We start from the raw sequence: 24,531 nt of genomic DNA, 5'->3' as shown, positions 1-24,531 counted from the left end.
CGTCGAAGCGCATGCGCCGCAGGCGCGAGTCTCGACGGCTCGGACGCGAGACACCAGGGGGCCGCGAACCCGCCGCGCCGCAGGCGCGGCCATCAAACACAGCCTGATCAGGTAAAAAGGCCGGGACGCAGGGTGTCCGGGTGTGCAATGCTGGGGGTGGCCGAATCTCGTACTTCCCTAAGGGGCGATGGCTATGGGGCTGGATCGCCCACAGGCCCGCGAACAACTGGAACTCGAATTGGTGCGCGAAGTCGTGCTGGCCAGGCGACGGCTGGACAGCATGGTGCTCGCCGCGCTTACCTTCGGTGCCGAACTCATGAACCACACCTCTGAGCGCACGACCGCGACCCGGGCCGCTCAGATTCTCGAGCAATACGCGATCGACGAATCCGAGGTCGCTCGCGATCCGCGCGGTGCGTTGCGTGCCGATATGGCGCGCGATTACGAACGTGCCTGCCGCATCGGGCTCGGTGCCGCATTGCTCGGATCCGAGCAGGACCGTAGACGGCGGCGGCAGACGGCGCTGTTGTGTGAGGTGCGAGCGGATCTGCTCGACGTCATTCGCAAATGCCGCAAGTACCGCTTCGATCGCGGGGCACTCGCCGACGAGATCGCCCAGGGCCTGTGCGCGGCCACGGACAAGCTTGTCGTCGGCGCGGATATGGATACCTACCGGGCCTGGCAGCGCGGCATGATCCTCAAACTCATCGAGGAGCAGGTCCCCTTCGGTCCACCGCGTGTCATGGCCACTGTCGACGCGGGCCCGGATCGCGGCCCGCTGACCGTCGAATGGGACAGCTGTGAACGCAGACTCGCGCTGGTGGCGCGGATGGCGCGGGCGGGCGTTTCCCCGGTCGTCATCTGCGATCGACTGCTGGCGGACCTGTCGGTGTCTTCACCACTGCGCTATTCGATGCGCTGATGCCTCCCGAAGGACTGATTTGGCTAGCACATGGGGTGAGTCGTCGGGCTAACTGAACTCCACTGAATACCGCTGCTCGCCAGTGCTGGTCTCGCGGAGGTCGAGTCTGGCGCCTGAAGATTCGGGGAGGCGGACCAGCCGCCGCTAGACCAAGCAAATGCTTGGTTGTATTATGAGCCGTGTGACCGCACCAGACGCCTCGAAATCAGCACGGCGCAATGAATTGCTCGCACTGGCGGCCCAACTGTTCGCCGAGCGCGGACTGCGTGCGACCACCGTGCGTGATATCGCCGATGCGGCCGGGATTCTATCGGGGAGCCTGTATCACCACTTCGATTCCAAGGAGTCGATGGTCGACGAGATCCTGCGCGGCTTCCTCGACGATCTGTTCGGGCGGTATCGGGAGATCGTGACCGCCGGGCTCAGTTCGCGAGATACCTTGGAAGCCTTGGTGATCGCGTCCTACGAATCATTCGACCGTTCGCACGCCGCGGTGGCGATCTATCAGGCCGAGGCCAAGCGCCTGCGTGATTCGGAGCGGTTCACCTATATCGCCGACTACAACCGCGAATTCCGCGAGCTGTGGCACCGGGTGTTGACCAACGGCGTCGAGGACGGCAGCTTCCGGCCGGAACTCGACGTCGAATTGGCCTACCGGTTCCTCCGGGACACGGTGTGGGTTGCGGTGCGGTGGTACGAGCCCGGCGGCTCGATCACCGTCGAGAACCTCGCCAAGCAGTACCTGACCATCGTGCTCGACGGTCTAACCGTGCCTTAGTCGATCTCGGCGGTCGTGGACCCTCCGTGGTTACGCGAGCTACCGCCTCCGGGCCCGTCGCTGCCGCCGGGCAACACCAAGTAGGAGTTCTCCATGTCAGCACCATCCGCTCGCCGCCCGTACGCCCCGCTGCGGGATGCCTATGTGATCGACGCGGTGCGCACCCCGGTCGGCAAGCGCAATGGCGCACTGGCCGCGGTGCATCCGGCCGATCTCGGCGCGGCCGCATTGCGTGGGCTGCTGGATCGCAACCCCATCGATCCGGCGGTGGTCGACGATGTGATCGTCGGCTGTGTGGACAATATCGGTCCGCAGGCGGGCAATATCGGCCGCACGATGTGGCTGGCCGCCGGTTATCCGGAGGAAGTTCCGGGTGTCACTGTCGACCGGCAGTGCGGATCTTCCCAGCAGGCCATCAATTTCGGTGCGCAGGCGATTATGAGCGGCACCGCCGAGGTGATCGTCGCAGGTGGTGTGCAGAATATGAGCGCCATCCCGATCTCGGCAGCCATGTTGGCCGGCAAGGAATATGGTTTCGACGCACCCTTCGTCGGTGCGCACGGCTGGGACCATCGCTATGGCACCGCCGAGGTTTCACAGTTCAACGGCGCGCAGCTGATCGCCGACAAGTGGGATATCAGCCGAGAAGAGATGGAGCGCTGGGCATTGCGCAGCCATGAGCGCGCTCGCGATGCCATCAAGAACGGCCGCTTCGACGGCGAGATCGTGCCGGTCGGTGATTTCTGGATCGACCAGGGTCCACGCGAGACCTCGCTCGAGAAAATGGCGTCGCTGCCTGTTCTCGTCGAGGGCAGCACGCTGACCGCCGCGATCGCCAGCCAGATCTCCGACGGCGCGAGCGCGACCCTGCTCGCCTCCGAATGGGCTGTCGCGGAATACGGATTGCGCCCGCGCGCCCGCATCCACCACGTGAGCGCCCGCGGCGCCGACCCGATCATGATGCTCACCGGCCCGATTCCGGCCACCAAGTGGGCGCTGGAGAAGACCGGTCTGACCATCGACGATATCGATGTCGTCGAGATCAACGAGGCTTTCGCCCCGGTCGTGCTCGCCTGGCTGCGCGAGACTGGTGCGGACCCGGAGAAGGTGAATGTCAACGGTGGTGCGATCGCCCTCGGCCATCCGCTCGGCGCCACCGGCGCAAAACTTTTCGCCACCCTGCTGAACGAGCTGGAACGCCGCAACGGCCGCTACGGCCTGCTCACCATCTGCGAGGGCGGCGGCACCGCTAACGCCACCATCATCGAACGCCTCAGCTAGCAGTCCACTCCATCGACGGTAGTCGAATGGCGGCTGGCAACACATGCCACAACAACCATTCGACTGCCCTCGGCACCATCCGGTAAGCCCAGCGGCCCCTGCCTCATGGTTGCGAGTCAGGTGGCTAGCTGCATTGAGGGGCAGTTGAATGGTGGTTGTAATAACCAAGCCGCAACCACCATTTGAGAACCCACGACACCGATCGGGTACGCCCCGTACGCCCCGCCTCATCGAGGCGAGCCAAATGGCTGTTCAGCCCATCAAGGCGAGTCAAGGTTGCTCGAATCCCCGGATGCAACAACCTTTGACTCGCCTCGGTAGCGCTCGAGAACGCAATCACAGCTGGTCGACTGGGCTGGAGGCTGTGGGCCTGTGCGCACGAACTCCGGGAACTAAGCCGGGTACGGCACACGACGTGCCCAGCACGGCCCGGGTAAACCCCGGGACGGCAAACCATCCCGGGATAGCCGAATTCCGAGATGTCAATGCAGGACAACAGGACCCACCGCAGCCCAATGAACCCGAACGCGACAACCTCCGCAGGCCGCGCGAAACGCGTCAGCCCGCGGTCAGCGCGGCAATGCTGTCGATCCGCGTGACGGCGTCGGCGACGATGCGGTCGATGAGTTCCTTACAGGTGGGCAGGTCGTCGATGATGCCGGTGACCTGGCCAGCGGCGAGTACGCCCGCGTGAGTATTGCCCTCGACGAGTCCGGCGCGCAGCAGCATCGGGGTATTTGCGGCCATGACGACCTGAGACCAGCTGAGATCCTTGGCCTTTCGCATGGCCAGCCCGTCGCGGACCATGGTCGACCACTTCATACCGGTCATACCCTTGAACTTCGCCGCATTGGAGACGGCTGCGGCCAGCCCCCGCCAGCGCCCCGAATGTTCCAGGCGATCAACGAGTTCGGTATTCAGCACCCGGTGCGGCATACCGTCGACCTTGAGCGAGACCACGGTGTCCTGCAGTTGCCGCTTCAAATACTCCTGCTTGACCGCGTCGGGCACGGTGCTCTCCTTGGTCAACAGGAAGCGTGTCCCCATCGCGACACCCGCCGCGCCATAGGCCAATGCGGCGGCCAGACCACGTCCGTCGAAGAATCCACCCGCCGCGACAACCGGAATATCGACAGCATCCAGCACCGACGGCAGCAGCAGCGTGGTCGCCACCGGACCGGTATGCCCACCGCCCTCGCCGCCCTGCACGATCACCGCATCGGCACCCCAGGACGCGACTTTCACCGCGTGCTTGGCCGCGCCGATCGATGGAATAACCACCACACCGGCATCTTTCAGCTTGGCGATGAGTTCCTGCTTCGGTGCCAACGCGAAGGACGCGACGGCCACCTTCTCCCGGATCAACAGATCGATCCGCTCGGGCGCATCCGTGGCGTCCGCGCGGATATTCACGCCGAACGGCTTGTCGGTATGCGCCTTTGTCTTCGCGATCGCGGCTTCCAAATCGGCGAATGTCATGGTGGCCGAGGCCAGAATCCCGAGTCCACCGGCCTCGGCGGTCGCCGACACCAGACTCGGCCCGGCCACCCAGCCCATACCGGTCTGCACGATCGGATGTTCGATGCCGACCAACTCGGTCAGCGGTGTCCGCAGAGCGCTCATGACGGCACCTCGGATTCCCGAACCTTCTTGGGATCGAGCACATCCCGGATCAACCGCAGCTCTTCCGCGGACGGCAGGCGGGTCTGACCAGCCTCCGCCAGTCCGGCGATCTCGAACGAGGTGTTCTCGGCGACCTCATCGGCCGTGACGCCCGGATGCAGACTGCGTGCCCGCATCGTGTGGTCTGGCCCCCCGAAATCGAAGACGCCCAGATTGGTGACCACCCGGTGCAAGTGGTGGAACCGATACGCCGGATTGGCCGGATCGACCTTGTCGTAGCCGACGCCGGAGACGATATCCACCTGATCGACGAACACCCGACGCGTATGCCGCGAGACCCAGTAGCTGGTCGGATGATTGATGGTGTTGCCCGGCGCACCGCGCGAACCGAACATCTGCCGGGTCGGCTGCTGCAACGGACCGAATGCCGACAGGTTCTGATTGCCGAACCGATCGAGCTGATTGGCCCCCATCACCACATGGCGCCGACCGGAGGCGACCACATCGAAGACCTTGCGGAATGGAATCCACCCCTCGATCGGCGCCTTACCGCCCAACGGGGGAGTGTCGGCGAACAACAGCGCCTCGCCATCGGAGAGCAGCAGATCCGGTTCGGTGGTCAACTTGGCCAGCCGCGCGCCGATGATCGTCATGGGCGACATCGGCGAGGCCATGATTTCCCCGGCGCCGCTGAAGATCTCGGCGCAGGCGATGGCGCAGATCTCAGCCCGCGTAATGGTTTCGGTTGTCGTCACTTCGACACCTCCTGTGCGAACTCGCGAACGGCGGCCTGATATTCGTCCTCGGAGACCGCCAGATATCTGTCGACGAACTGCTGCCAGGACTCCGGCGTCTTGGCCGACTCCACATAATGCTTCTGGAACTTCTCGTCGCGGCCGTAGCTATCGGCGGCCAGGGTGAAGTGCGCGCCGCCGGGCGCCTCGACCACACCGTCGACCAGCAGCCGGTTGAGCAATAACGACTGCAGTGGAACGGCTTTCACCAGCTCCTCGGTCTCCACCACCCGCTCCACCGATACGTAGCGACGCTCGGCGGCCAGGCAGTACAGGTCATCGAAATACGGATCGACACCGGTGTAGGCCGCATTGCCGTGCTTATCGCCGATATTCAAATGCACAAGCGCCGCATCGAGATTCAGTGCGGGCATCGCGATCAGCGTTTCGGTTCGTCCGTCGCCGTCCGGATACGGCGATGCGACGGTCTTCAGCTCGCCATCCCAGAAATTGACGACATCGGATCCGAGTCCGGCGCGGATCGGCAGGAACGGCAGTCGCGCGGCCGCCGCCTCCAGCCCGCACTTCAACATGCCCTCGTCCATCTCGCGCGCCACCAATGCACTGGAGGTGCGTGCCTTGGCGAACCACGGATCGTAGAACGGTGGCGAATCCAGCGAGACGAAGCCGTAATACGCCTTGCGCACCTTGCCCGCCGAACACAGCAGACCGAGATCGGGTCCGCCGTAACTGACCACGGTCAGATCGGTGATATCCGAGCGCAGGATGGCCCGCACCAGCGCCATCGGCTTGCGCCGCGAGCCCCAGCCGCCGATGCCGATGGTCATACCGCTGCGCAGCTCGCCCACGACCTCGTCGAGCGACATTCGCTTGTCCCGCATCAGTTTTCCTTGCTCTCTTCCTTGCGTGCGGCCAGATCGTCGTCGAACCGCGCACGGATCTCATCCGCGACACCGGCCAGATTCAGTTCGAAGGTGAAGCCCTGTTCGTAGCGGTAGCTGCGGTGCACGTCCTGCACATCGATGCCATTGAGCGCGCGCTTGGCCGCCCGGATGACCCGGCTGTCCTTGGCCGCGATGTTCTTGGCGACCTCCAGTGCGGCGGCGTCGAGTTCGGCGCGCGGCACCACCTGGTACACCGAGCCGAAGTGCTGCAACTGCTGTGCGGTGATGGTGCTCGCGGTATAGAACAGCGCGCGCATCAGATGCTGCGGCACCAGACGGGACAGATGGGTGGCCGCACCGAGCGCACCGCGGTCGACCTCGGGCAGCCCGAAAGTCGCGTCATCCGAGGCGATTACGATATCGGCGTTGCCGACCAGACCGATGCCGCCGCCGAGGCAGAAGCCCTGCACCGCGGCGATCACCGGCACCGGGCAGTCGTAGACGGCCGCGAAGGCCTCGAAACAGCCGTGATTGGCGTCGATCAGCGCCTGATGGCCCGGGGTGCGCTGCATCTCCTTGATATCGACACCGGCATTGAACCCGCGGTTCTCGGCGCGCAGAACCACCACCTTGGTTTCCGGATCGCGCCCGGCCGCGCGGATCTCATCCGCCAGCGCGAACCAGCCGTCGGACGGTATGGCGTTGACCGGCGGGTAGTCGACCGTGACCACGGTGATGCCGGTTGATTCGGAGTGACGGTTGATCCCCATCGCATGTCCCATCTGTGTGCCGGGGTAGGCCGATAACCTCGGCGCTGATTTTTCGAGCGACCTGCAAGCAGTCGCTACGGGGTGGCAAAGCAAGCAGTTGCTTGGTAGGTTAGCACGGTGGCACTCGAAATAGACCTCACCGGCAACGTCGTCCTGGTCACCGGCGGTGTGCGCGGGGTGGGCGCGGGCGTCAGCAGGGCCTTCTTGGCTGCTGGAGCGACCGTCGTGGCATGCGCGCGACGACCCGGTGAAGAGTCGGTGGAACACGAGGGGCGGGAGATCGAATACCTGCCCTGCGATGTGCGCGATGCCGATGCCGTGCAGGGATTGGTCGATGCGATCGTCGCGCGGCACGGCCGCCTCGATCACCTGGTCAATAATGCGGGCGGCGCCCCGTTCGCCCTCGCCGCCGATGCCAGCAAGAACTTCCACAGCAAGATCATCGAGCTGAATCTGCTTGCACCCCTGCTGGTCTCGCAGGCCGCCAATGCCGTGATGCAGGCGCAGCCGGGCGGCGGCTCCATCGTGATGGTGTCCAGCGTGAGCGGGCATCGACCGTCGCCGGGCACCGCCGCCTACGGCGCGGCCAAGGCGGGCATCGACAGCCTGACCTCCTCACTCGCGGTCGAATGGGCGCCGAAGGTTCGGGTGAATTCGCTGGTCGTGGGCCCGGTCGTCACCGAACTGAGCGAATTGCACTACGGCGATCAAGACGGTATCGACGCCGTCGGCGCGACCATCCCGCTCGGTCGGATGGCCTGCCCCGAGGACATCGGCCGCTGCGCCGCATTCCTGACCTCATCGCTGGCCGGATATGTCAGCGGCGCGACGCTGCTGGTGCACGGCGGCGGTGAGCGCCCGGCATTCCTCGCGGCCTCGAATGCGAACGGCCACTAGCGACTGCTTGCAGGTCGCTCGAAACGACACCGCCGAGCAGACCGCTCTGGCCTGCACAATCGAATCCGAAAACGAAGAGGACACAATAGGTTATGGACAGCGAGCAGATCTGCGCGGGGCGCATTGTCATCGTCACCGGCGCCGGCCGCGGTATCGGCCGGGCGCACGCGCTCGCCTTCGCCGCCGCCGGAGCCCGGGTAGTCGTCAATGACCTCGGCTCCGCGCTGGACGGGGCGGCGACCGGCGAGACGCCCGCCGAACAGGTCGTCGCCGAGATCAAGGCGCTCGGTGGCGAGGCCGTCGCCAACGGTGACGACGTCGCGGACTGGGACGGCGCCCGCAATCTCATCCGCCAGGCCGTCGATACCTTCGGCGGCCTGGATGTGCTGGTCAACAATGCCGGTTTCGTGCGCGACCGCATGTTGGTGAACCTGGGCGAGGACGAGTGGGACGCGGTGATCCGGGTCCATCTCAAGGGCCACTTCGCGACCATGCGTCATGCGATCGAGTACTGGCGCGGTGAGTCCAAGGCGGGCCGCCCGGTCGATGCCCGCATCATCAACACCAGCTCCGGCGCGGGTCTGCAGGGCAGTGTCGGTCAGAGCAATTACGGTGCCGCCAAGGCGGGTATCGCGGGCCTGACCCTCACCGCTTCGGCCGAATTCGCGCGCTACGGCGTCACCGTCAATGCCATCGCGCCCTCCGCCCGCACGCGCATGACCGAAACCGTCTTCGCCGAGACCATGGCCGCCCCCGAGGACGGCTTCGACGCGATGGCTCCCGAGAATGTCTCGCCGATCGTGGTCTGGCTCGGCAGTTCACAATCCGCGGCCGTCACCGGCCGGATGTTCGAGGTCGAGGGTGGCAAGGTCGCGCTGGCCGACGGCTGGCGCCACGGCACCGCCGTGGACCGCGGCGCCCGCTGGAATCCCGCCGAACTCGGCCCGGTGGTCGCCGATCTGATCGCGAAGTCCGTTCCGCCGGAGGCGGTGTACGGCGCCTGAGCGCTGAATAGTTCCGACACCGCTGGGCGGCTGTTGTAAAGGCCGCTCGGCGGTTGCTTCACCTCACACAGAACGGTACTGCCGTACTAGTCTGCTCTCCGGCTAGGGCACGTCGGCGTGTCCCTCGATTCGTGTTCTGGTCGCGGGGTGCCCAGCTGCGGTCTGTGGCGACGTCACGGGCGGCCGGACCGACGCGGGTTCCACTGCGGGCACGTCTTTTTCACGTCTTCTCGGCATCGACATACGTACTGGTCTGCCCGTTTAGTGCAGGCGGAGGTAGGGGATCAACGCGAAAATATGTTCGGGATTGCAGCCGGACCTCCGAACATATGATTGGGCCGGTCGACCGAGAACGGGCGTAAGGCCTGTCGGGCGTGTCGAATACCCGGCGTGGCCCGAGCCACTGCGCTGATTTGGGCTGAGGTTTACTATGGGCTCCCATCCGTTGAAGTCCCGGAACTGGAGTGTTGCGACCGGGCAAGAGATCTGCGCTATTTCGATGAGGGAAGGCTGGCGCATGGCCGTTGGTCGCACGTCGCGCGTGGTTGCAGTACTTGCGACTGTCGCCGGCTTTGTGCTACTCGGCGGGGTTTCAGCCGAGGCGCAGCCCGCGGGTACCTGTCCGCAGTGCACGGACCCGAATAGTCCGAGGCCGGATTCGAACGGCGAGTTCTGGATGCCGCTGGCGATTCCGGGCCAGTCGAGCGTCAGTTCGCCGGTGGATCCGACCGACGCCGCAGCCGGTGCGAATCCGGCCGCCGGTCCCGGCTCGGCCGCGGGTTCGGCAGCGGCCGGTTCCGCCGCGGTCGGTGTCACCGGTCTGCTCAGCGCACTCCTCGGCACCGGCTCGGCCGGTGTCGCCACCATCCTCGGTACCGGTTCCGCCGCCGTCGGCTCAGCGGCCGCGGGTACGGGTTCGGCCGCGCTCGGCACCGGGTCGGCTGTGCTCGGCACCGGTTCTGCCGCAGTTGGTTCGGCGGGTATTGGCACCGGTTCGGCACTGGCGGGTACGGGTTCGGCTGCGCTCGGCACCGGTTCTGCCGCAGTTGGTTCGGCGGGTGTCGGCACCGGTTCGGCACTGGCGGGTACCGGTTCGGCGGCGGTCGGTTCCGCGGGCGTCGGTTCGGCCGGAACCGGTTCTGCCGCTGTGGGTTCGGCGGCGGTCGGTTCCGCTGCCGTCGGTTCGGCCTCGCCGCTACTGCTGCTCTTGATCCCGCTGCCGACACCGGCCGCGCCCGCGGTGCCGCCCGCTCCGATCATCGTTGCGCCGGCACCGGCCGCGCCACAGCTCGCGCCGGTACCGGTGGCCGCGCCACCCGCCCCCGCGCTCGAGCAGACACCTCCGCCACCACCGCCTCCGGCGCCGCCCGCGGCATCGGCCAAGCCGAATCCGGACGTCCGGTCGACCAGCGCCGACGACGGCCTGCCGAAGCCCAACATACTGGGTGTCGTTGGCGGCCTGATCGCGCTCGCGCTGGCCGGAACCGGTTCCGGCGCAGTGAGTTTCCAGACCGCGTCGGCCGCGCAGGCCCGCATCGACGCCGCTCGTGCCGAATTCTTCGGACCGAGGACGTAAGGGTGCGTTCGATGAGTGAGAGCAGGACGCAAACCGGGCTCTGGGCCTATCGCCGGGTCGCGGCCGCGGTCGACGCGGTATGCGCTGTCGCCGCGGATTCCGATGCGACCACCCTGGAGGAGGTCGTCGCCTCCATTGCCAGCGAGCGGCGCCGCGAGATCGAAATCGCCAGTGCCGAACTGGGTCCCGGTGTCTGCGGTCAGCGCCGGTTCTATCCGGATCGCGATGTCATCGTGCTCGCCGCCGCACTGCCGAGCCGCGACCACACGCTCGCACACGAATTGGGCCATATCGTCTTCGATCATGAGGGTGCGCCCGCGCCGGAGGTGATGCTGGAGGCCAGTGACGATCTCATCGCCTACATGCTCAGTCAACGGGCGCATCAGCAGATCGTCGACGACGGTGCGGACGAACTCGCCGAATGGGAGGCCGAGACCTTCGCCGCCATGTTGATGACACGACTGCGCGTATTCAACAGCCGGGGCGCGGGCGTCTCGGTCCTTCGATTCGATGAGGCGCTGGGATGACCCTCTGGTTGACGGCCATGCTGGTCTGGGTTGCCGCTGGCGCGCGTGTGGGGCGCGTGCTGGTGAAGCCCGCGACGACCGCCCGGGTGGCGATCGTCGTGGCAGTCGCGGCGGTCGCACTCGCGGCGACCGTCGCGGTGCCCGAGATCGCCCTGGCGCTGGACAACCTGCTTCCGCGCGGTCTGCACTCGGGCCTGCTCTCCGACGGAGTCGTCGCCTCGGCCTGGATTCTCTTCGCGACCGCGACCTCGGTGGTCGCCTCGGCGGCGTGGCCGGTGGTCTCCCGTACCAACCTGCGCCGGATCGCCTTCGTCATCTATGGCCTCGCTGTGCTCGCGGTGGCGGTGAATCTGTTCTGGTCCACCACCTTCGGCTGGTTAACCGTCGCGCTCGGCTGTGTATTCATCGTCATCACCGGTGTGCGCAACCTGGACTGGACCACCCTTGGTCGCGGTATCGCGATCTATACCGCCGCAACCGCGGTCGTCGCGGTGCTGGCCGTGCTGCAGGTCCGCCGGGCCTGCATCGGCGCGCCGCCCACGAAGGCCGGTGAACCGGACTGGGGCTGGCCGATCTGGGAGGTGGCCGCGCTGCTCATCGCCTTCGGCGCGGTCTGGATCGTGGTGGAATTGTGGGTGCGCGCGCGAATCCTGTTGCGGCAGACCAAGGTTCTGCACCGCATCATGGTCGGCCGGTTTCCCGAGGTGGTCGCCCACGAACAGACCGGCACCTCGACGCAGCTCGAGGCATCCGATCAGGTCGCGCAGATCATGGACGCCCTGTATCTGCAATCCGGCGGCGGCGTCGAATTGGCCGCCGCGGGTCCGCCACCGCCACTGGTCTCGCTGCGTGCGGACCGTGTTGCGCAGTGGGCGCGAAACCCTTTGGGCGATGTAGTAGTCGACGCGCGATGGATTGCTCCACCCGAGGGGATTAGTCCCCGCGGTTGGGTCCAGGCAATCGCGCGTGCCTACGAAGCGAGTGCCGAAGCCGCTGCCCGAAATTGATCGTGTGCAATCAAAACGATCAGTTCCGGAGCATTCCGAAGGACTCGCTCCGGGTATTCAATATGGTTGACATAGCAAGGAATCCGGCCGGGTGGATGGCCATGCCGGATTCCATGTGTCTACCGACGTATCCGCACAACTGATTTCGTCGCAAACCGGTGACTCCGGGCGCGCTTTTATCGCATCCCTGCACTCGTCGCCAAGCCCACAATTTTATGGGCGGACGCGGATGCGACGAAGTCGAGAAGCGGCAAGCCCCATGACGCAGTACGGTGCGACCCTGCGGGCCGCACCGTACTGCACTGTGGGAGAACCTATTCGGTACCGTCCGGAGGAATTTCGGGCAGACCTTCACTTGCCCGCAACTTCTCCGCCATAGAGGTGAGGAGGTTCTGTGATTCTTCGGACAGATCGAACGCCCTACTCGACAACCGTCGCAGCCCATAGCCCTGCAGCTGGGACAGCAACTCCAGATCGTGATCGATCTTGGCGGCATAGATGTCGTTGAAGAAGTAGTCCGGCTTGACCTTGAAGAACTTGGCCAGTGCAGCCACCGTTTCGTCCGACGGGTTGGTCCGCTGTCCCGACCGCAACTGCGAGAGGTACGGTTTCGAGATCGGATGCCCGGAGGCGGTCAGCGCAGCCGCAACCTCCGCGTTGGTGTGCGGCTTGCGCCCCGGGGGATGCACGGTTTCGAACAGCTTGTTCAGCCGCGCCGCGAAATCAGCCATTGTGAGCCGCCCAATTCCCTTCGCTGTACTAACAGTCGTTATCTCGGATACGTATCATTGATATTAGCGGCTCAGTAACTGAAAACCTACGCCTGATTCAGGATTTCCTTGAAGCTTCTAGGTGCCGCTCCGGGGAAGACACTGCGACGGTTGCGTTTGCGGGTCACGCCAACGGCTCTTGAGAAAACGTGGTGTGATCAGGTTCTGGCCCGTCGCGAGGGTCTTCCCCGCCGCATCCATGATAGCGAAAAGATAGCTGATGGGTCATCTACACGTCTGTGCTGGTCTTTGTGTGGCGTACGACACGTTTTGGGCTCATGGGGATGAACGTTCAACCTTTGAGCAGAATTGGTTGAAACTGCTACAAGCGCTCGATGATGGTGCCTGTCGCCAATGCGCCGCCCGCGCACATCAGCACCATCGCGGTACTGCCGCCGGACCGCTCCAGTTCGTGCAAAGCCGTTGTGATGAGCCGAGATCCGGTTGAACCGACCGGATGTCCGAGTGCAATCGCACCGCCGTTTACATTTACCCGGTCCATGTCTGGTTTGTGTACAGAGGCCCATGAAAGTGCAACTGCCGCAAAGGCTTCATTGATCTCGAAAAGATCGATGTCGCCGATATTCATTCCGGATCGTTCGAGCAGTCGGGTGCACGCCTGTACCGGACCGTCGAGATGGAATTCCGGTTCCGCGCCGACCAGTACCTGGGTGACGATCCGTGCGCGCGGGCGCAAACCCGCTCGCTGCGCGGCCTTTTCGTCCATCAGCAGTACGGCGGCGGCGCCGTCGGAGATCTGCGAGGAGGTACCCGCCGTGTGGACTCCGCCCTCCAGTACCGGCTTCAACTTGGCCAGACCTTCGAGTGAGGTATCGCGCAGGCCCTGATCCCTTGTCACGTCCAGCTTTTCACCGGTGAGCTTGCCTTCCTTGTCGACGGCGGGCGCGGTCACGGTGAGCACCTCGCGGTCGAAGCGCCCCTCCGTCCAGGCCTGTGCGGCCCGCCGCTGCGAGCGGACGCCGAGCTCATCGAGATCGTCGCGAGTAAGGCCGCGCCGCTTGGCAATACGCTCGGCCGCCTCGAATTGATTCGGTAGATCGATATTCCAGGTGGCCGGGCGGCGCGGTCCCGCGTTCTCGCCGACATTGGCGCCCAACGGAACTCGGCTCATCGCTTCCACGCCGCAGGCCATACCGATATCGATGGCGCCGGTCGCGATCAGTCCGGCGATCAGATGGTTGGCCTGCTGTGCCGATCCGCATTGGGCGTCGATGGTGGTGGCGCCTACCTGCCACGGCAGTCCGGCATGCAGCCAGGCGACGCGGGTGACGTTATTGGACTGTTCACCGGCCTGGGTGACGCAGCCGCCGATAACCTGCTCGACCGACGCGGGGTCCAGATGTGCCTTCTCGAGCAGTCCGCGTTGAGCGAGGCCGAGCAGTTCGGCGGCGTGCAGACCGGCGAGCCAGCCGCCACGCTTGCCGATGGGGGTGCGAGCGGCCTCGACGATGACGGGTATGCCCATGTCCAACCTTTCTTTTGGGATAGAAACTGAAACGTGTGTTCACGCGCGATACGGCGGAGTCTGTCCTGTTCTTCCCTCATTATGCAGCTTATGCTTGAATGATTGTAGAACGTGTTTCAGTTTGTCGAAGGAGACATCTGGTGGTAGACCAGCGGAATGCCCGGCCGAATCTGCCGGATGGGTTCGATGTCACGGACCCGGACATTTATGCCGAGCGTGTTCCGGTCGAGGAGTACGCCGAACTGCGCCGTACCGCACCGATTTGGTGGAATCCGCAGCCGCCCGAGATCGGCGGCTTCCACGACGAAGGCTTCTGGGTGGTGAGCAAGCATGCCGACGTCAAGGAGGTCTCGCGCCGCAGCGATGTGTTCTCCACCTTCGAGAACACCGCGATCCCGCGCTTCAACGACGACATCACCCGCGAGCAGATCGAACTGCAGCGCTTCGTCCTGTTGAACATGGACGCGCCCCAGCACACCAAACTGCGCAAGATCATCTCCCGCGGCTTCACCCCGCGCGTGATCAACGGCCTGCGTGCCGAATTGAAGACCAGGGCCGAGGCCATCGTGAAGGAGGCGGTGGACAACGGCGCCGGCGACTTCGTCACCCAGGTCGCCTCCGAACTGCCGCTGCAAGCGATCGCCGAGCTGATCGGTATCCCGCAGGAGGACCGCAGGAAGGTCTTCACCTGGTCCAACGATATGACCGGCTACGACGATCCGGAGAGCACGGCCGATCCGGTCGCCGCCTCCGCCGAGGTGCTCGGCTACGCCTACCAGATGGCCGCGGCGCGTAAGGAATGCCCGGCCGACGATATCGTGACCAAGCTGATCGAGGCGGATGTCGACGGCGATGAGCTGACTCCGGAGGAGTTCGGCTTCTTCGTGATCATGCTTGCCGTCGCGGGCAATGAGACGACCCGCAATGCGATCACCCACGGCATGGTGGCCTTCCTGGAGCATCCGGACCAGTGGGAGCTGTTCAAGAAGGAGCGTCCGGCCACCGCTGCCGACGAGATCATTCGCTGGGCCACCCCGGTCACCTCGTTCCAGCGGACCGCGCTGGAGGACACCGAACTCGGTGGCGTGCAGATCAAGAAGGGGCAGCGGGTGGTCATGCTGTACCGCTCGGCCAACTTCGACGAGGACGTCTTCGAGAACGCGGAGAAGTTCGATATCACGCGAAAGGACAACCAGCACTTGTCCTTCGGCGGCACCGGCGCGCACTTCTGCATCGGCGCGAATCTGGCGCGCATGGAGGTCGATCTGATCTTCAATGCCATTGCCGACGCCATTCCCGATATCACCAAGCTCGGTGACCCCAAGCGGCTGCGTTCCGGCTGGCTCAACGGCGTCAAGGAATTCCAGGTCGACTACAAGGCCTCGGGCTGCCCGATCGCGCACTGAATCGCCGGGATCCAGGCTTGTGTCGGCAGCCTGGATCCCCGGCTTTCGGTGACAGACAAGGGCCCCCGCACCGGTTTGCCCAATGCCGGTGCGAGGGCCCTTGTTGTGCTGCCCCCGAGGGGAGAGGCAGCGTGCTCAGGTAATCGGTTTGGCCGTCGCCATGGCTCGGTCGACCTCCCAGAAGGCCCGCAGCGCGGCGATTTTGCCCGATTCGTCGACCTTGTAGGTGAACACACCTTCGGCATCGATCTGGTGTCCGCCCATCTTGGTGCGGATCAAACCGGTAAAGGCGATTTCGTTACCGCAGGCGAAGGAGTCCTCGAACAGGAACTCGATCGAATCGGTCTTCGCGATCGCCATATCCCAGAAGGCCGCGATGGCCTCCTTACCGCGATGGCCCTTGCCCTCCGGATCGAAACCCGAAGGGCCGATGGGATCTTCGACGATGCCGTCGGTTGCGAACAGCTCGACCCAGGCCTGCTTGTCCCTGGCCCGCACCGCCGCCTGCGAGGCAAGCCCGGCGGTCCTTGCTGGATGTTCGGAATTACTCATACGCGTGCCTTCGCGACGATGGGTTCCTCGATATTCGCCGCGGCGAAGCGACGCAGTGACTCCTGTTTGGCCGCCAACTCACCGTCGAAGCCGATGCCATCGGCCAGCCACGGAACAACGATCGCATCGGTCACCCCGGCATCGGCCAGATCCTGGTATCCAGAGCGCCCGAACTTGTCGATGCACACCGCCTGGATCTCGAAAGGCGCACTCTCCCGACCGAATTCGGCGCGTAGCGTATCGAGCTTGCCGATTGTGGCGCACAGTTCGTCGTAGGTCATCATCGCTGAGGTCCAGCCGTCACCGACCTTGGCCGCCCGGCGCAGTGCGGGCGCGGTGTGGCCGCCGATGTAGAACGGCACCGGTTCGCTCGGCGCCGGGCTGATCTGCAGCAGCTCGAAATCGAAGAACTTTCCGTGGTACTCGACCATGCCGCCGCCGAGTGCCAGCTTGATGACCTCGATCATCTCGTCGACCCGTGCCCCACGATTGGCATAGGGCACGCCGCACCATTCGAATTCCTCGGGCGCCCAGCCGATTCCGACGCCGAACCCGAACCGGTTACCGGACAGGTTGGCGACCGAGCCCACCTGCCGCGCAAGCAGTAGGGGATTGCGCGAACCGAGTTTGAGCACGTTCGTGTAGAAGCGAATTCGGCTGGTCACCACCGCCATGGCGGTAGCACCGATGAGTGGGTCGACCCATGGCGTCTCCGGGCCCCAGAAGCGGCCGCCGTCGGCGGTGTACGGATACTTCGCCGACGCCGACTGCATATAGAACAGCGAGTCCGGTAGCGCGATCGACGAAAATCCGCACTCCTCAGCGGTTTTCGCCAATTCCGGCAGCTGCTCCAGCGGACTCAGCGCGATACCGACGGTGAACTTCAGCGGGGTCATCAGCTGGGCTGCTCCGAGCCGACCACCCACATCGAGAAGTACTGCGACCCACCGCCGTACGCATGTCCGAGCGCCTTCTTGGCGTTCGCGACCTGGTAGTCCCCGGCCCGGCCCATCACCTGCTTGGCGGCCTCGGCGAATCGGATGAGACCGGAGGCACCGATCGGGTTCGAGGAAAGTACGCCACCGGACGGATTGACCGGCAGGGTTCCGCCGATCTCGGTCTCGCCCTTATCGGTGAGCTTCCAACCATCCCCCTGCGGGACGAAGCCCAGGTTCTCCAGCCACATCGGCTCGAACCAGGAAAACGGCACGTAGATCTCGGCGACGTCGATTTCGTTGAGCGGGTCGGTGATTCCGGCGGCCTGCCACAGTGCGGCCGCGGCATCCTGTCCGGCCTGTGGATTGACCTGGTCGCGGCCGGCGAAGGTGGTCGGTTCGGTGCGCATGGCGGTGCCGTGCACCCACGCGACCTTCTTGCCGGTGGCCTCCACGGCCTTCGCGGCATCCTCGTCACCGATCACCAGGGCGCACGCACCGTCCGAGGACGGGCAGGTCTCGTCGAATCGGATGGGATCCCACAGCATTTGGGAGGAGAGCACCTTCTCCAGCGTGATATCGGGCTGGTGCAGATGTGCCAGCGGGTTCTTCGCTCCGTTGCGGCGATCTTTTACCGCCACCATCGCGCCGATATGGCCCGGCGCGTTCGATCGGCGGATGTAGGAACGCACGTGCGGCGCGAAGTATCCGCCCGCGCCCGCGCCGACCGGCATGGTGAAGGGCACCGGAACCGACAATGCCCACATGGCATTCGATTCCGACTGCTTCTCCCAGGCAATGGCGAGTACGCGCTTGTGTACTCCGGCCTGTACCAGATTGGCGGCGACGATACCGGTGGAGCCGCCGACGGATCCGGCGGTGTGTACGCGCAACAACGGCTTTCCGGTGGCGCCCAACGCATCCGCCAGATACAGCTCGGGCATCATGACACCCTCGAAGAAGTCCGGCGCCTTACCGACCACCACCGCATCGATATCGGCGATGGTGAGTCCGGCATCGACCAATGCGCGATCGATGGCCTCGCGGCACATGCCCGCCATGGACACATCGGTTCGTTTCGTCACGTGATGTGTTTGTCCGGTGCCGAGCACCGCAGCAGGGAAACTCATCGGCTCGCCTCCGAATCCAAAACGGCTACCAAGTTCTGTTGCAGCGCCGGACCGCTGCTGGCGTGGGCGAGCGCCCGATTCGCCGTGCCCGCGATAATCGCCTCGGCCGCGAAGCCGATGCGCTCCAGACCTGCCGCGAACATCGGATTGGCCGCGAGTGCGCCGCCCGACGGATTCACCTTGGTCTCGGGCCGCAGGCCGATGGCCTCGGCGAGAATCAACTGCTGATGACTGAACTGCGCATGCAGTTCGGCGATATCGAAGCCACTGGTATCGCCGCCGGTAACCGACTGTGCCGCAGCGGAAGTCGACGGGGATACGGTCAGATCGCGGGCGCCGAGATTGGGGGTGTCCACCCGATGCGCCATGCCGGTGATCCAGGCCGGGCGCTCGCACAGTTCGCGCGCCCGATCGCCGACCGCGAGCACAATGGCGGCCGCGCCGTCGGTGACCGGTGCGACATCGTGCGCGCGCAGCGGATCGGCGACATACGGTGTGGCGAGCAGAGTTTCGATATCGCCGGAATCACCCGCGGCCACCGCCGCCATATCGCGCTCGGTCCAGCGTCCCGCATCCAGTCCGGCCTGCGCCTGCAGGCCCGCGATCGAAAGTGCGTCCGGCCACAGCGGAGTGACCAGATACGGATCGAGCTGCATGGTCAGAACCTGGCGCAGCGTACCCGCCGACGACTTGCCGAAGCCGTACACCAGTGCCGTCTGCGCCTGGCCGGAACGGAGTTTCACGAAGGCCTCGTAGAGCGCCCACGCGGCGTCCATTTCGACATGCGATTCGTTGATCGGCGGCACCGCGCCGATGGCGTCGACCGCCGAGATGAACGAGAAGGCACGGCCCGCAAGGTAATCCGAGGAACCGGAGCACCAGAAGTCGATATCGGACTTGGTAATGCCGAGTCGGGCGTAGAGCTGCTGGAAAATGGGCACCAGCATCTCGACACCATTGGTGGTGCCGAAGGTCTCCGGCACATGCGGTGCGTGGGCGAAGCCCACAACCGCGATGTCGCTAGAGGCGGCGGGGTGGGTAGGCAGAGCGTTGTTCGTCAACGTGGCCTCTCAGAGGTGGTGCTTATAGGTCTCGTAGTCGGCATCCGGCTCGCCGGTGGGTCGGAAGTGGTCCACATTGCTGAGCCCGAAGCCCCACTCCTCGCGCGGTTTCCACACCGCCTCCACCCGCATGCCCATCCGCACCTCGCTCGCCTCACATCCGAGCACGAGGTGCAGCACCGGGATGTCCGCGCCGTCGAGCAGCACATATGCCGCCACGTACGGCGGCTTGATCCGCTGGCCCATGAACGGCACATTCACGATGCAGAAGGTGGTGACGATGCCGCGATCGGGCAGTTCGACGATTTCGTCGGTCGGTCGGCCGTCGGTCGGATTGGCGCCGCGCGGCGGGAAGTACACCTTGCCCGCGGCATCCGTGCGCCCGCCGAGCAGCTTGCCCTCGGCCAAACCGCGCAGGTAGATGGTCTCCTGCGGTGACGCGCTGTGCATGTAGTGCAGGTCGACCGGTGTGATCAGCACCTCGACCGGCTCGTCGTCCGCGCTGGATTCCGTCGGCGCGGTGGAAGTCTCGCCCGGTTCGAAGCAGGCGATGTCCTTGATGCTGCCGATGGTCTCCCCGGCCCAGCGCGCGACCACGCGCAGTCCGGTGTGGATGTCCTCGGGTGTGGAAACATCGACGGCGTGCAGCAGCGTTGTGTCCGCGCCGTCGAGCTTGATCAGCGCCCACGCGAACGGGCGGTCGAATGGCTGACCGGGCAGCGGATCGCGCACGAAGGTCCAGGACTGGACGGTGCCGGTATCGGCCACATCGACGAATTCGGTCAGCGGCGCGGAGGTGACCGGATCGTATTCCGGCGGTGGCACCAATACCCGCCCATCCGAGCCGCGCACACCGACGATCCGGCGGGCGCGCAGTTTGGCCAGGAAGGTGCCGATGGTCGGTCCGACCGATCGCGTGTAGTCGAATTGCACCCGAAGGGGTGCACTGAGTACGTCGGGCGCGGCAGTGTTCAATTCCGACCCTCTCTCATCCGTGATTGTCCCGGAGGCGGTATGCCCACCCGTCGCCTGACCACCACCCCTCATGGAGTCGCTCCGCGACGCAGTATTTTCATCAGCCACGAAATCGAGTAGAACAGGTTCTTATTCTGGTGGCAAGAAGTTGGCTGGAAAGAGGTCTCCCATGAAGTTCGGATTGCAACTCGGGTACTGGATGGCGCAGCCGCCGCAGAATGCCGGTGAGTTGGTGGTCGCCGCCGAGGCGGCCGGTTTCGATGCGGTCTTCGCGGCCGAATCTTGGGGATCGGATGCCTTCGGGCCACTGATGTGGTGGGGCTCGTCGACAAATCGGGTGCGACTCGGCACCTCGGTCGTACAGCTGTCGGCGCGCACGCCCGCCGCGACGGCCATGCACGCACTGACGTTGGACCATCTCAGCGGTGGCCGGGCAATCCTCGGGCTCGGCGTTTCGGGGCCGCAGGTGGTGGAGGGCTGGTACGGGCAGCCGTTCGCCAAGCCGTTGCAGCGCACCAGGGAGTACGTCGGCATCATTCGCCGCATCCTCGAGCGGCAGGCGCCGGTCACCAATGACGGGCCGCGGTATCCACTGCCCTACACCGGCCCGGGCTCCACCGGACTCGGTAAGCCGCTCAAGCCGATTGTGCATCCGCTACGAGCGGATTTGCCGATCTGGCTGGGTGCGGAGGGTCCGAAAAATGTGGCGCTGACCGCCGAGATCGCCGACGGCTGGTTGGCGATCTACTACGCGCCGCGGCTGGCCGGGATGTACAACGACTGGCTCGATGAGGGCTTCGCCAGGGCCGGGGCGCGGCGTTCGCGGGCGGATTTCGAAATCGCGGCGAGTTGTCAGGTGGTGATCACCGACGATCCCAAGAGCGAGCTGGAACGGATGCGCTGGATCATGGCGCTCTACATCGGTGGCATGGGTGCACCGGAACTGAATTTCCACGCCCAGGTCTACCGGCGCATGGGCTATGAGCGTGAGGTCGACGAGATCGGCAGGCTGTTCCAATCAGGGAAGAAGGCCGAGGCCGCCGCAATGGTGCCGGATGAGCTGATTTTGGATACATCGATCATCGGCGACGAGGAGCATGTACGTAAACAACTCGGGGTCTGGGAAGCCGCGGGCGTCACCGAGATGCTGGTGTCGGTTCCAGATATCGAGCAATTGCATCGGCTCGCACCCCTTGTACAGATGTAGAACACGTTCTAGATTCGTAGGGGTGACTGATTCACCCACCCCGTCGGCTCCTCACCATCCCCCGATGGAGTCAGTAGAAATTCTCGGTCTCTGGAACATCGCGAACGCGGAACCCGATCGGATCGCACTGGTGGATCCATCCGGCCGCGAGGTGAGCTATCGCGAATTGGCCACGCTCGCGAACCGCTACGGCACCGGCCTACGGGCACTCGGCTTGCAGCCCGGCGACGTGCTGGTCACCATGGTGCACAACTGCGTCGAGGCGGTCGCCGCGTACTTCGCGGCCTACCAGGCCGGGTTGTACATCGTCGCGGTGAACTGGCATCTGACCGGTCCGGAGGTCGCCTATATCCTCGCCGACAGCGAGGCCAAGGCCTTCATCGCCAGTGACCGGTTCGCCGCCGCGGCGATCGCCGCCGCCGATGAGGCAGGGTTGCCCGCCACCGCGCGTTTCGCGGTCGGCGAGATAGCGGGCTTCAAGTCGGTGTCGTGGCTGGGTGCGGCCGATACCGGTCGGCCCGATAACCGGACCACCGGTGCGCCGATGCTCTACACCTCGGGAACCACGGGACGGCCCAAAGGTGTTCGGCGCCCGCTCACCGGCACCGACCCGGATGTCGTTCCGGTGTATTCGTCCGCGTTCTTCGGGCTGTTCGGGCTGAAGCCCTACGACGAGCACGTGCACATCTGTGGTTCGCCGCTGTACCACACGGCCGTGCTGAACTTCGCCACCATCTCGATCCAGTTGGGGCACAAGCTCGTTCTGATGGACCGCTGGGATGCCGAGGAGATGCTGCGGCTCATCGACAAGCATCGGGTGACCCACAGCCATATGGTTCCGACCCAGTTCCACCGCCTGCTCGCGCTGCCCGCCGACGTGCGCGCCAAGTACGACGTTTCTTCATTGCGCAGCATGGTGCACGGTGCGGCGCCGTGCCCGGCCGAGACCAAGCGGCGGATGCTGGAATGGTGGGGTCCGACGGTCACCGAGTACTACGCGGCCACCGAGGGCGGCGGCACGGTGATCAACGGGACCGAATGGCTGACGAAGCCCGGCTCGGTCGGCAAGGCTTGGCCCTGGTCGGTGATCAAGGTGTTGAGCGAGGAAGACGGCTCCGAAGTCCCCACCGGCGAGACCGGTCTGGTCTATATGCGAATGGGCACGTCCAGCTTCGAATACCACCACGCCAAGGAGAAGACCGAAGAGGCAAGGGTCGGTGACCTTTTCACGGTCGGCGATATCGGCCACCTCGACGAGGACGGCTACCTCTACCTGCACGACCGCCGCTCCGATCTGATCCTGTCCGGCGGTGTGAACATCTACCCGGCCGAGATCGAGAATGTGCTGACAACCCACCCGAAGGTCGAGGATGTCGCGGTCTTCGGTCTGCCCCATCCGGATTGGGGCCAGGAGGTCAAGGCCGTCGTCCAGCCGGTCGCCGGTGTCGAGGGCAACGACGAACTGACCGCCGAGCTATTGGCCTACGCCGCAACCCAATTGGCGAAATACAAAATGCCCCGCTCCATCGACTACCTCGATGAATTGCCCCGCGACCCCAACGGCAAGCTCTACAAGCGCAAACTCCGCGACCGCTACATCCCGGCGTCGTAGCACCATCGGACGCAGCGGATTGCTGTCGCACACCGAGTGACCGTCGCGCAGAGGGGATACCCTCTGCGCGATAGTCATTGCCTCTGCGCGACTTTCACTTTCTGCGCGATAGCGTCAGGGGCCGCCACTTGCCTTGCGCGGCCTGCCGTCTGCTCGGCCTGCTCAACCGACCTGTCCGGCCCTCCCGTACCCCGGCGGCCCACCTCACCCAGCCGGTTCGCGCAACTCCGGCGCCAAACCGAAGAGCGGGAACAGTTTTTCGGTATCGAGGAAGAAGTTGAGTCCGGCGATCGAGTCGCCGTCGAGTTCCAGCACCGTGATGGACCAGGGGACCCAGACGCCCGGTTCGGTTTCGCTCGGCTTGTAGTGGCCGAAGGCGGGCAGGCCGTTGGCGCCTTCCAGGCGGATCATGCGGGAATCGCGGCACGCCTTGCCGTGGCCGAGCATGAATGCGGCCACATTCTCCGGGCCCGAGACCCACAGTTCGATCGGCGGCATGGACAGTGCCACATCGGTTTTCAGCAGGGTGGTCAGGGTGTCCATATCGTAGGCTTCGAAGGCCTTGACGAAATTGTCGACGAGTTTGCGCTGATCGTCATCGGTTTCGTCATAGGTGTCGGTGGCGGTGGGCTGCACCTTCGACATGGTTGCCCTGGCACGCTGCAGTGCGCTGTTCACCGAGGCGGGGGACATGGTGAGCGCCTCGGCCGTCTCGCTGGCCGAGAACCGCAGCACTTCGCGCATGATCAGGATGGCGCGCTGGGTGGCGGGCAGATGCTGACAGGCCGCGACGAATGCCAGCCGCAGTGTGTCCTTGGCCGAGGCGTGCTCGGCCGGATCCGATCCGAAAGCCAGTGCGTTGGGGATCGGTTCGATCCAGACGTAATCCGGCTGCGGCATGGGCAGCGGCGAATCCGGCCGCGACGGACCGGACAGATCCATCGGCCGGGCCCGGCGCTGCGGGCCGTCGAGCATATCGAGGCAGACATTGGTGGTGATCTTGTACAGCCAGGACCGTAGGCTGGCGCGACCCTCGAACGAGCCATAGGACTTCCACGCGCGGGTGAAGGTCTCCTGCACCGCGTCCTCGGCTTCGAAGGAGGAGCCGAGCATGCGATAGGCGTAGGCGCACAGTTCCCGCCGGTGTCCTTCGAAGGATTCGAGGACGTCCGGGGTGAGGCCGACGAAGTCGTTCATGGGTGTCACCCTGCCACAGCCCACCGACACATTCGAGACCCGAATTCGCTCGATCGAGCGCTGCCGGACGCGGTCCGTCATTAGTCCCGTACGCGTCGGCGTGCGAAGGCGAGACTACCGCCTACCTGCGGCTTCAAGATCATCGACAGATGTGTTCGGCCACACAGCGCCCGGAA

Annotated in this window: 23 protein-coding genes; 11 read left to right on the top strand and 12 right to left on the bottom strand. The window is 65.0% G+C overall.

From position 1 onward, the window contains the following. The first annotated feature begins 193 nt into the window (after positions 1-193). From AB0J47_RS36950 to AB0J47_RS36940, 3 genes are all read left to right on the top strand, one after another. The gene (locus AB0J47_RS36950) at positions 194-922 is read left to right on the top strand and encodes a hypothetical protein (protein ID WP_364357413.1); all 729 of its coding nucleotides are present in this window, start codon (positions 194-196) and stop codon (positions 920-922) included. 172 nt (positions 923-1,094) lie between these two features. Beyond that, entirely contained in the window at positions 1,095-1,700 is a 606-nt protein-coding gene (locus AB0J47_RS36945) for a TetR/AcrR family transcriptional regulator (protein ID WP_364357410.1), read from the top strand. A 129-nt stretch (positions 1,701-1,829) separates the two neighbouring features. Continuing rightward, entirely contained in the window at positions 1,830-2,981 is a 1,152-nt protein-coding gene (locus AB0J47_RS36940; RefSeq protein ID WP_364357425.1) for an acetyl-CoA C-acetyltransferase, read from the top strand. A gap of 558 nt (positions 2,982-3,539) precedes the next feature. Here the strand turns inward: AB0J47_RS36940 and AB0J47_RS36935 are convergent. From AB0J47_RS36935 to AB0J47_RS36920, 4 genes are read right to left on the bottom strand one after another with little or no spacing between them, the layout of a single operon-like run. After that, the gene (locus AB0J47_RS36935; RefSeq protein WP_364357407.1) at positions 3,540-4,604 is read right to left on the bottom strand and encodes a nitronate monooxygenase; all 1,065 of its coding nucleotides are present in this window, start codon (positions 4,602-4,604) and stop codon (positions 3,540-3,542) included. Then, positions 4,601-5,359 carry a CoA-transferase gene (locus AB0J47_RS36930; RefSeq protein ID WP_364357404.1) on the bottom strand — a complete coding sequence of 253 codons (759 nt, stop codon included), beginning with the start codon at positions 5,357-5,359 and terminating at the stop codon, positions 4,601-4,603. The genes AB0J47_RS36935 and AB0J47_RS36930 overlap by 4 nt, the downstream gene beginning before the upstream one ends. Then, the gene (locus AB0J47_RS36925) at positions 5,356-6,240 is read right to left on the bottom strand and encodes a CoA-transferase (RefSeq protein ID WP_364357401.1); all 885 of its coding nucleotides are present in this window, start codon (positions 6,238-6,240) and stop codon (positions 5,356-5,358) included. Before AB0J47_RS36925 ends, AB0J47_RS36930 begins: the two co-directional genes overlap by 4 nt. Beyond that, positions 6,240-7,013, bottom strand: a complete 774-nt coding sequence (locus AB0J47_RS36920; RefSeq protein ID WP_364357398.1) for an enoyl-CoA hydratase family protein — start codon at positions 7,011-7,013, stop codon at positions 6,240-6,242. The genes AB0J47_RS36925 and AB0J47_RS36920 overlap by 1 nt, the downstream gene beginning before the upstream one ends. A 117-nt stretch (positions 7,014-7,130) precedes the next feature. Here AB0J47_RS36920 and AB0J47_RS36915 point away from each other — a divergent pair, with 117 nt between their 5' ends. The 5 genes from AB0J47_RS36915 (at position 7,131) to AB0J47_RS36895 (ending at position 12,024) form a co-directional block, all read left to right on the top strand. Beyond that, entirely contained in the window at positions 7,131-7,910 is a 780-nt protein-coding gene (locus tag AB0J47_RS36915; RefSeq protein ID WP_364357395.1) for an SDR family oxidoreductase, read from the top strand. A 92-nt stretch (positions 7,911-8,002) separates the two neighbouring features. Then, positions 8,003-8,914: an SDR family oxidoreductase gene (locus AB0J47_RS36910; RefSeq protein WP_364357392.1), complete on the top strand. Its 912-nt coding sequence runs from the start codon at positions 8,003-8,005 to the stop codon at positions 8,912-8,914. Positions 8,915-9,590: 676 nt separating this feature from the next. Further along, positions 9,591-10,490 carry a hypothetical protein gene (locus tag AB0J47_RS36905; protein ID WP_364357389.1) on the top strand — a complete coding sequence of 300 codons (900 nt, stop codon included), beginning with the start codon at positions 9,591-9,593 and terminating at the stop codon, positions 10,488-10,490. Positions 10,491-10,501: 11 nt separating this feature from the next. Then, positions 10,502-11,017, top strand: coding sequence for an ImmA/IrrE family metallo-endopeptidase (locus tag AB0J47_RS36900; RefSeq protein ID WP_364357386.1), 516 nt, complete (start codon positions 10,502-10,504; stop codon positions 11,015-11,017). Continuing rightward, the gene (locus tag AB0J47_RS36895) at positions 11,014-12,024 is read left to right on the top strand and encodes a hypothetical protein (protein WP_364357383.1); all 1,011 of its coding nucleotides are present in this window, start codon (positions 11,014-11,016) and stop codon (positions 12,022-12,024) included. The genes AB0J47_RS36900 and AB0J47_RS36895 overlap by 4 nt, the downstream gene beginning before the upstream one ends. Before the next feature lie 314 nt (positions 12,025-12,338). Here AB0J47_RS36895 and AB0J47_RS36890 read toward each other — a convergent pair whose 3' ends face one another. Further along, positions 12,339-12,755 (bottom strand): helix-turn-helix domain-containing protein, encoded by a 417-nt coding sequence (locus AB0J47_RS36890; protein WP_011207048.1) that lies wholly within the window; start codon positions 12,753-12,755, stop codon positions 12,339-12,341. Between the two features lie 361 nt (positions 12,756-13,116). Next, the gene (locus AB0J47_RS36885) at positions 13,117-14,280 is read right to left on the bottom strand and encodes a steroid 3-ketoacyl-CoA thiolase (RefSeq protein WP_364357380.1); all 1,164 of its coding nucleotides are present in this window, start codon (positions 14,278-14,280) and stop codon (positions 13,117-13,119) included. Between the two features lie 140 nt (positions 14,281-14,420). On the opposite strand from AB0J47_RS36885, the gene AB0J47_RS36880 reads away from it, so the two are divergent. Beyond that, positions 14,421-15,686, top strand: a complete 1,266-nt coding sequence (locus AB0J47_RS36880; RefSeq protein WP_364357377.1) for a cytochrome P450 — start codon at positions 14,421-14,423, stop codon at positions 15,684-15,686. Positions 15,687-15,821: 135 nt separating this feature from the next. Here AB0J47_RS36880 and AB0J47_RS36875 read toward each other — a convergent pair whose 3' ends face one another. The 5 genes from AB0J47_RS36875 to AB0J47_RS36855 are packed head-to-tail and all read right to left on the bottom strand — an operon-like array spanning position 15,822 to position 20,339. Then, positions 15,822-16,238, bottom strand: a complete 417-nt coding sequence (locus AB0J47_RS36875) for a nuclear transport factor 2 family protein (protein WP_364357374.1) — start codon at positions 16,236-16,238, stop codon at positions 15,822-15,824. After that, positions 16,235-17,125, bottom strand: a complete 891-nt coding sequence (locus AB0J47_RS36870; RefSeq protein WP_364357422.1) for a TIGR03619 family F420-dependent LLM class oxidoreductase — start codon at positions 17,123-17,125, stop codon at positions 16,235-16,237. The genes AB0J47_RS36875 and AB0J47_RS36870 overlap by 4 nt, the downstream gene beginning before the upstream one ends. Before the next feature lie 8 nt (positions 17,126-17,133). After that, a complete protein-coding gene (locus AB0J47_RS36865; RefSeq protein ID WP_364357371.1) occupies positions 17,134-18,303 on the bottom strand; it encodes a thiolase domain-containing protein in 1,170 nt (389 codons plus the stop codon). Further along, positions 18,300-19,364, bottom strand: coding sequence for a thiolase domain-containing protein (locus tag AB0J47_RS36860; protein WP_364357368.1), 1,065 nt, complete (start codon positions 19,362-19,364; stop codon positions 18,300-18,302). The genes AB0J47_RS36865 and AB0J47_RS36860 overlap by 4 nt, the downstream gene beginning before the upstream one ends. A 9-nt stretch (positions 19,365-19,373) precedes the next feature. Next, entirely contained in the window at positions 19,374-20,339 is a 966-nt protein-coding gene (locus AB0J47_RS36855) for an OB-fold domain-containing protein (protein ID WP_364357365.1), read from the bottom strand. Positions 20,340-20,508: 169 nt separating this feature from the next. Between AB0J47_RS36855 and AB0J47_RS36850 the strand changes: the two genes are divergently transcribed. Together AB0J47_RS36850 and AB0J47_RS36845 are read left to right on the top strand one after the other, a co-directional pair. Then, positions 20,509-21,546: an LLM class F420-dependent oxidoreductase gene (locus tag AB0J47_RS36850; protein WP_364357362.1), complete on the top strand. Its 1,038-nt coding sequence runs from the start codon at positions 20,509-20,511 to the stop codon at positions 21,544-21,546. A gap of 64 nt (positions 21,547-21,610) precedes the next feature. Then, positions 21,611-23,158, top strand: a complete 1,548-nt coding sequence (locus tag AB0J47_RS36845) for an acyl-CoA synthetase (protein ID WP_364357359.1) — start codon at positions 21,611-21,613, stop codon at positions 23,156-23,158. 204 nt (positions 23,159-23,362) lie between these two features. Here AB0J47_RS36845 and AB0J47_RS36840 read toward each other — a convergent pair whose 3' ends face one another. Next, entirely contained in the window at positions 23,363-24,355 is a 993-nt protein-coding gene (locus tag AB0J47_RS36840) for a sigma-70 family RNA polymerase sigma factor (protein ID WP_364357356.1), read from the bottom strand. Positions 24,356-24,531: the final 176 nt, after the last annotated feature.

The sequence above is a fragment of the Nocardia sp. NPDC049737 genome, from assembly GCF_040674755.1.
GTDB lineage: Bacteria > Actinomycetota > Actinomycetes > Mycobacteriales > Mycobacteriaceae > Nocardia.
This window is presented reverse-complemented; position numbering and strand designations above follow the sequence as displayed.

Bases quoted from the DNA above. Each gene is read 5' to 3' on its own strand.
- AB0J47_RS36950 (WP_364357413.1), top strand. From the start codon at position 194: ATGGGGCTGGATCGCCCACAGGCCCGCGAACAACTGGAACTCGAATTG.
- AB0J47_RS36925 (WP_364357401.1), bottom strand. From the start codon at position 6,240: ATGCGGGACAAGCGAATGTCGCTCGACGAGGTCGTGGGCGAGCTGCGC.
- AB0J47_RS36900 (WP_364357386.1), top strand. From the start codon at position 10,502: ATGAGTGAGAGCAGGACGCAAACCGGGCTCTGGGCCTATCGCCGGGTC.
- AB0J47_RS36865 (WP_364357371.1), bottom strand. From the start codon at position 18,303: ATGAGTTTCCCTGCTGCGGTGCTCGGCACCGGACAAACACATCACGTG.
- AB0J47_RS36850 (WP_364357362.1), top strand. From the start codon at position 20,509: ATGAAGTTCGGATTGCAACTCGGGTACTGGATGGCGCAGCCGCCGCAG.
- AB0J47_RS36890 (WP_011207048.1), bottom strand. From the start codon at position 12,755: ATGGCTGATTTCGCGGCGCGGCTGAACAAGCTGTTCGAAACCGTGCAT.
- AB0J47_RS36875 (WP_364357374.1), bottom strand. From the start codon at position 16,238: ATGAGTAATTCCGAACATCCAGCAAGGACCGCCGGGCTTGCCTCGCAG.
- AB0J47_RS36945 (WP_364357410.1), top strand. From the start codon at position 1,095: ATGAGCCGTGTGACCGCACCAGACGCCTCGAAATCAGCACGGCGCAAT.
- AB0J47_RS36885 (WP_364357380.1), bottom strand. From the start codon at position 14,280: ATGGGCATACCCGTCATCGTCGAGGCCGCTCGCACCCCCATCGGCAAG.
- AB0J47_RS36845 (WP_364357359.1), top strand. From the start codon at position 21,611: ATGGAGTCAGTAGAAATTCTCGGTCTCTGGAACATCGCGAACGCGGAA.
- AB0J47_RS36935 (WP_364357407.1), bottom strand. From the start codon at position 4,604: ATGAGCGCTCTGCGGACACCGCTGACCGAGTTGGTCGGCATCGAACAT.
- AB0J47_RS36840 (WP_364357356.1), bottom strand. From the start codon at position 24,355: ATGAACGACTTCGTCGGCCTCACCCCGGACGTCCTCGAATCCTTCGAA.
- AB0J47_RS36895 (WP_364357383.1), top strand. From the start codon at position 11,014: ATGACCCTCTGGTTGACGGCCATGCTGGTCTGGGTTGCCGCTGGCGCG.
- AB0J47_RS36910 (WP_364357392.1), top strand. From the start codon at position 8,003: ATGGACAGCGAGCAGATCTGCGCGGGGCGCATTGTCATCGTCACCGGC.
- AB0J47_RS36905 (WP_364357389.1), top strand. From the start codon at position 9,591: ATGCCGCTGGCGATTCCGGGCCAGTCGAGCGTCAGTTCGCCGGTGGAT.
- AB0J47_RS36920 (WP_364357398.1), bottom strand. From the start codon at position 7,013: ATGGGGATCAACCGTCACTCCGAATCAACCGGCATCACCGTGGTCACG.